Origin of the sequence: Streptomyces sp. UNOB3_S3, from assembly GCF_020740895.1 — a bacterium.
Classification (GTDB): domain Bacteria; phylum Actinomycetota; class Actinomycetes; order Streptomycetales; family Streptomycetaceae; genus Streptomyces.
Genome location: NZ_JAILXP010000424.1, coordinates 1 through 5761 on the forward strand (window position 1 = coordinate 1; position 5761 = coordinate 5761).

6 protein-coding genes are annotated in these 5761 nt (G+C 72.8%); 4 read left to right on the forward strand and 2 right to left on the reverse strand.

Annotated elements, in window-relative coordinates:
* The 3 genes from K6I33_RS30650 to K6I33_RS30660 all read left to right on the forward strand — a co-directional run.
* Window positions 1–675, forward strand: a 675-nt coding sequence (locus K6I33_RS30650) for an AIM24 family protein (protein WP_229357811.1), incomplete at its 5' end; no start/stop codon positions are given.
* A 17-nt stretch (window positions 676–692) separates the two neighbouring features.
* Window positions 693–1394 (forward strand): AIM24 family protein, encoded by a 702-nt coding sequence (locus tag K6I33_RS30655; protein ID WP_373298116.1) that lies wholly within the window; start codon window positions 693–695, stop codon window positions 1392–1394.
* Window positions 1395–1413: 19 nt separating this feature from the next.
* Window positions 1414–2172: an AIM24 family protein gene (locus K6I33_RS30660; protein WP_229357812.1), complete on the forward strand. Its 759-nt coding sequence runs from the start codon at window positions 1414–1416 to the stop codon at window positions 2170–2172.
* 71 nt (window positions 2173–2243) lie between these two features.
* On the opposite strand, the gene K6I33_RS30665 is transcribed toward K6I33_RS30660, so the two are convergent.
* The gene (locus tag K6I33_RS30665) at window positions 2244–2765 is read right to left on the reverse strand and encodes an NUDIX hydrolase (protein WP_229357813.1); all 522 of its coding nucleotides are present in this window, start codon (window positions 2763–2765) and stop codon (window positions 2244–2246) included.
* Window positions 2762–4198, reverse strand: a complete 1437-nt coding sequence (locus tag K6I33_RS30670) for a zinc-dependent metalloprotease (RefSeq protein ID WP_229357814.1) — start codon at window positions 4196–4198, stop codon at window positions 2762–2764. Before K6I33_RS30670 ends, K6I33_RS30665 begins: the two co-directional genes overlap by 4 nt.
* Before the next feature lie 204 nt (window positions 4199–4402).
* Between K6I33_RS30670 and K6I33_RS30675 the strand changes: the two genes are divergently transcribed.
* Window positions 4403–5569: an SDR family oxidoreductase gene (locus K6I33_RS30675; protein ID WP_229357815.1), complete on the forward strand. Its 1167-nt coding sequence runs from the start codon at window positions 4403–4405 to the stop codon at window positions 5567–5569.
* Window positions 5570–5761: the final 192 nt, after the last annotated feature.

The window sequence follows — 5761 nt, forward strand, 5'->3', positions numbered from 1 at the left end:
CCCCCGCCCCATGTGCCCGGCGTCCAGGCGGCGCTGGACAAGTACCGCGAGGTCCCCACCGGACAGCGCTGGACGCTCCAGAACCCCAAGCTCATCCGGGTCGACCTCGGCGCCGACCCCCAGCCCGTGCTCGCCCGGCAGGGCAGCATGGTGCTCTACCAGGGCAAGGTCGACTTCGGCTACAAGGGCGCCGGCTTCATGGGCCGCATCGTCGGCGGCGCCACCGGCCAGGAGATGCAGCTGATGCGCTGCACCGGTCGCGGCCAGGTCTTCCTCGCTGAGAACTCGGCGCACGTCCACCCCATCCAGCTGGAGAACGACGCGATCTGCGTCAGCGCCGACGCGGTGCTCGCCTTCGACGAGTCGCTGCACCACGAGGTGCGCCGGATCGACGGCCACGGCATCCCCGGCGGGGCGCTGTTCACCATGCAGTTCCAGGGCACCGGCACCGTCGTCGTCAAGACGCACGGCACGCCCGTGGTGCTGCCCGTCACGCCCACCACCTTCGCCGACAGCAACGCCATCGTGGCCTGGTCGGCGGGCGCCCAGGTGATCATCTCCAGCCAGGTGCGGCTGCGCCGCGCCTCCTACCCGGGCCACAGCGGAGAGGCAGTGAACCTCCAGTTCCGGGGCGCGCCCGGCAACTTCATCGTCGTCCAGCCCTACGAGGTCTGAGGGAAGCCGAAATGACCATGCATCAGATGCCGATGGGCCAGCCGCCGTTCCCGGGCCACGCCGCCCCCGTACCGTCGGGGCCGCGCATGGAGAACCACGGCAGCAGCATGCTCAAGGTCGCCATGCGCACCGGCCAGGACCTCTTCGCCCGTACGGGTTCGATGGTCGCCTACGAGGGCTACGTCCAGTACGACCCGAACCCGCCCGCCGTCCGGCAGATGGCCTCCCAGTGGCTCACCGGCGAGGGCGTCCCCCTGATGCGCTGCCACGGCGACGGCCTGCTCTACCTGGCCGACTACGGGGCGGACGTCGTCTGTCTGCAGCTCAACGGCGATTCCCTCTCCGTGAACGGCACCAATGTCCTCGCCTTCGACGCCCAGCTCCAGTGGGGCGTCGAGCGCGTCAAGGGCATGGCGAAGTTCGCCGGACAGGGCCTGTTCAACGTGGGCATCAGCGGCACCGGCTGGGTGGCGCTGACCTCCCGCGGCACGCCGATCGTCGTCGACTGCGGCCGCGGCGACGACGAGACCTACGTCGACCCCGACGCGCTCGTCGCCTGGTCCAGCAACCTCCGGATGAAGGGAAAGCGCAGCTTCAAGGCGTCCTCCCTGATCGGCCGGGGCAGCGGCGAGGCCTACCAACTGGGCTTCTCCGGCGAGGGCTTCGTGGTCGTCCAGCCCAGCGAGGACAGCACCGACCGGCTCCGGGCCCGGGGCTGAGGGGGAGAACGAGAACATCATGCAGAGCCCGCTTTTCGCCTACACCGAGGCCCAGTCGCAGGACCGCTACGCCCTTCAGAACGCGCAGATGCTGCGGGTCTCCCTCACCGGTCACGAGGACGTCCTCGCCCGCAAGGGCTCGATGGTCGCCTACCAGGGCATGGTCGAGTTCGACGCCGAGTACCAGACGCGCGGCCAGCAGCACTCCCGCGCCCACACCGGCGAGGGCCTGGACCTGATGCGCTGCTCCGGCCAGGGCACGGTCTACCTCGCCAACCTGGCCCAGCACGTCCACATCATGGACGTGGACCGGGACGGCCTGACCGTCGACGGCTCCTACGTCCTGGCCCTGGACTCCAGCCTGCACTGGGAGACCGTCGCCGTGGACAGCCAGTACGGGATCTCCGGCACGGGCGCGTACCAGCTGAACATCTCCGGCCAGGGCAAGGTCGCGCTGATGACCTCCGGCCATCCGCTGATGCTCCAGGTCACCCCCGACAGCGTCGTCAGCGCCGACGCGGACGCGGTGGTCGCCTGGTCGGCGTCGCTGCGGGTGCAGATGCAGGCGCAGACGTCCTCGTCCGGCGTGTGGCGGCGCCGCGGCGGCACGGGCGAGGGCTGGGAGCTCAGCTTCTCCGGCAACGGCTACGCGCTGGTGCAGCCCAGCGAGCTGCTGCCGCCGCAGGGCACGGAGATCGGCCAGGGCCTCATGGCCCAGTACGGTCTGGGTCAGCACGGCGCCCATGCCCAGAACCAGGGCAACATCTGGACCAACTGAGCGGTCGCGCTCAGAGGCAAGGTAAGGGGCGGTCACTATGGGTGACCGCCCCTTACGTCATGCCGGGTCGCTTACAGGCGTTCGAGCGTCCGGCGCAGCAGCTCGACGACCGACTCGTCGGCCACCGACGCCACCTCGTCGTACGGGAACCAGCGCAGGTCCAGCGACTCGTCGCTGATCGCCGCGACGGCGCCGTCCGGCACGAGCGCCGCGTACTGCACGTCCAGGTGCCAGTTGCACGGCGCCGGGATCGGGTGGCGGTCCAGCCGCACCGGGCCGCCCGGCAGCAGCGTCAGCCCCGCGATGCCGGACTCCTCCGTGGCCTCGCGCAGCGCGGCCTCCTGGAGCGTGGCGTCACCGGGCTCGCAGTGGCCGCCCATCTGGAGCCACATCCGCAGCTTGCGGTGCAGCGTGAGCAGCACCTTGCCGTGCTCGGGGTCGATCACCAGGGCGCTCGCCGTGACGTGCCCCGCCTGGCAGGGCTTCCACATGCCGTCCGGGTGGGCGGCGAGATGGTCCAGGTAGAGGTCGCGCAGCTCCGGCTGGTCCGCGTACTCCTTGAGGACGAGGGCCGCGTTCTCGTGAAGGCTCACTTGCCGGACTCACCCTTTTCGTCCCCGGACTCGCCCTTGCCGTCCTCGGGCTTCGGCGTCTCCGCACCGGAGCCCTTGGCGGCCTCGCCGAGCATCTTGTCGAGCTCGGAGAAGTCCAGGTGCTCGCGGTGGACGAAGCCGTCCGGGTCGTCCAGGTCGGCGGCGGTGGGCAGCATGTCGGGGTGCTCCCACAGACCGTCCCGGCCCTCCAGGCCGCGCGCGTCCGTCAGCGACGCCCACAGCCGGGAGGCGTCCCGCAGCCGGCGGGGGCGCAGCTCCAGGCCGATCAGCGTGGCGAAGGTCTGCTCCGCGGGGCCGCCGGAGGCGCGCCGGCGGCGCAGCGTCTCGCGCAGCCGGTCGGCGGACGGCAGGTGCGGGGCCGCGGCGGCGTGCACGACCGCGTCCACCCAGCCCTCGACCAGCGCGAGCGCCGTCTCCAGCCGGGCCAGCGCGGCCTTCTGCTCCGGGGTGTCCTCCGGCTGGAACATGCCCTGCTGGAGGGCCTCCTGCAGCTGCTCGGGGTGCGTGGGGTCGAGCTGGCCGACCACGTCCTCCAGCTTGGCCGTGTCGACCTTGATGCCGCGGGCGTAGCCCTCGACGGCACCGAACAGATGCGAGCGCAGCCACGGCACGTGCGCGAAGAGCCGCTGGTGGGCGGCCTCGCGCAGGGCCAGGTACAGCCGGACCTCCTCCTGCGGGACCTCAAGGCCCGAACCGAAGGTCTCGATGTTCACCGGGAGCAGCGCGGCCTTGCCCGCCGGGCCCAGCGGCAGGCCGACGTCGGTCGAGCCGACGACCTCGCCCGCGAGCACGCCCAGGGCCTGCCCGATCTGGGTGCCGAACATGGCGCCGCCCATGCTGCGCATCATCCCGAGCAGCGGGCCGGCCATGGCCTGCATCTCCTCGGGCAGCACACCGCCCATGGCGGCGCCGACGCGCTCGGCGACCGGGTCCACCAGGTCCTTCCACACGGGCAGGGTCGCCTCGACCCACTCCGCGCGGGACCAGGCGACGGCCGTGCCCGAGCCGGACGGCAGGGACGTCACGCCGTCCAGCCACAGGTCGGCCAGGCGCACGGCCTCCTGGACCGCGGCGCGCTCACCGTCCGTGACGCTCGCGTCCTTGGAGCCGTCGGCGGTGCCCCGGGCGACGGTCTGGCGCGCGATGTCCTTGGCCATGTCCCAGTTCACCGGGCCGCCCTCGTAGGAGAGCATCTGGCCGAGCTGCTGGAAGGCGGCGCCGAGGTCATTGGGGTTCATGGAGCCGAACATCGCGGCGAAGGGGTTGTCCCCGCCACCGCCGGGGAGCCCGCCGAACCCGAAGGGATTCGCGGGCCCCTGGCCGCCTCCCTGGCCACCGCCCTTCTTCTTGCCGTCGTCGCCGTTCTCCGGCTCCTCCGGCGGAAGACCGAATCCGAATGGGGTGTCACTCACGGGTTTCCTCGGCTCGTAGGGCCACCGGCTCCGGACCGGCGGCGAATGCCCGACAACACCACCAAGCGTAGACACCCCGCCGCTATCCGGGCTTGGTGCTCCGCTCGTCCGGGGCCTGCGGCAGGATGGACGTCACCTGGTACGTACGCGTCATGACAAACGTGATGGCACATACGTACTGAAGACAACCGCTGGAGACGCCCGGTGAGTTCCCCCGACCGAGAAGCCGACCGAGAAGTTCGCGCAGCGCGAAACGGTTCCGCGCGCGAGAGCGCGATCCCGCGCGCCCTGGCGCCGCGCGGCATGCCCGCGCGCGGCCGCCGGCCCGTCGTCGCGGTCACCGGCGCCGCACGCGGCGTCGGAGCGCTGCTCACGCGGCGCCTCGCCGCGTCCGAGGAGATCAAGCACGTGGTGGCGATCGACGAGCGCCGCGGCGACGTCACCGAGGCGCAGTGGCACGTCCTGGACGTCCGCGACCCGGCGATCGCCGAGAAGCTGCGCGGCGCCGACGTCGTCGTCCACCTCGCGCTCGACCTCGACCTGGAGGGCGACGCCGCCGCCCGCACCGCCTACAACGTGCGGGGCACCCAGACCGTGCTGACCGCCGCGGCGGCCGCCGGGGTGCACCGGGTGGTGCTGTGCACCTCCGCCATGGTCTACGGGGCGCACCCGGAGAACGACGTACCGCTCGCCGAGGACGCGGAGCTGCGCGCCACCGCCGAGGCGACGGGCGTGGGAGACCTGCTGGAGATAGAGCGGCTGGCCAGGCGCGCGCCCCGGGCGCACCCCGGCCTGAACGTCACCGTGCTGCGGCCCGCCGTCCTGGTCGGCGGCACCGACACGGCCCTGACCCGCTACTTCGAGTCGCCCCGCCTCCTGGTGGTCGCCGGATCCCGGCCGACCTGGCAGTTCTGCCATGTGGAGGACCTGGTGAGCGCGCTGGAGTTCGCCGCCCTGGAGAAGGCGGAGGGGGAGCTGGCCGTCGGTTGCGACGGCTGGCTGGAGCAGGAGGAGGTCGAGGAGCTCACCGGCATCCGCCGCATGGAGCTGCCCTCGGCGGTCGCCCTCGGCGCGGCCTCCCGGCTGCACCGGCTGGGGCTGACCCCGTCCCCGGCGGGCGACCTCGCGTACACGATGCACCCCTGGGTGGTCAGCGGCCACCGGCTGCACGACGCGGGCTGGCGGCCCCGGTGGACGAACGAGGAGGTCCTCGCCGAGCTGCTGGAGGAGGTCGCCGGCCGCCACACCGTCGCCGGCCGCCGGCTGGGCCGCAAGGACGCCACCGCGGCGGGCGCCGCCGGCGCGACGGTCGCGCTGCTGGGCACCGCGGCCCTGGTGCGCAGGGCCCGCAAGGCCCGCCGCCGGCTGTAGCGGTTCGCACGGGAGCCCGCGGGCACGGATGTACGGGCGTACGGGCCCGGGAGGGGCCCTGAGCGGCCGGAAGGGGCGTGGGCGGCTCCCGGGCCCGGGCGGGGCCTCCGGGGCCCGTAGAACCGCACAGGGCGCCTCGCGCGTGCGCTGGTGGAATCGGCACGACCGCCTGTCGTGGGCATACGGCACGAT

Excerpts from the sequence above, each read along its gene's own strand:
- K6I33_RS30660 (WP_229357812.1), top strand. The coding sequence starts at position 1,414 with ATGCAGAGCCCGCTTTTCGCCTACACCGAGGCCCAGTCGCAGGACCGC.
- K6I33_RS30655 (WP_373298116.1), top strand. The coding sequence starts at position 693 with ATGCATCAGATGCCGATGGGCCAGCCGCCGTTCCCGGGCCACGCCGCC.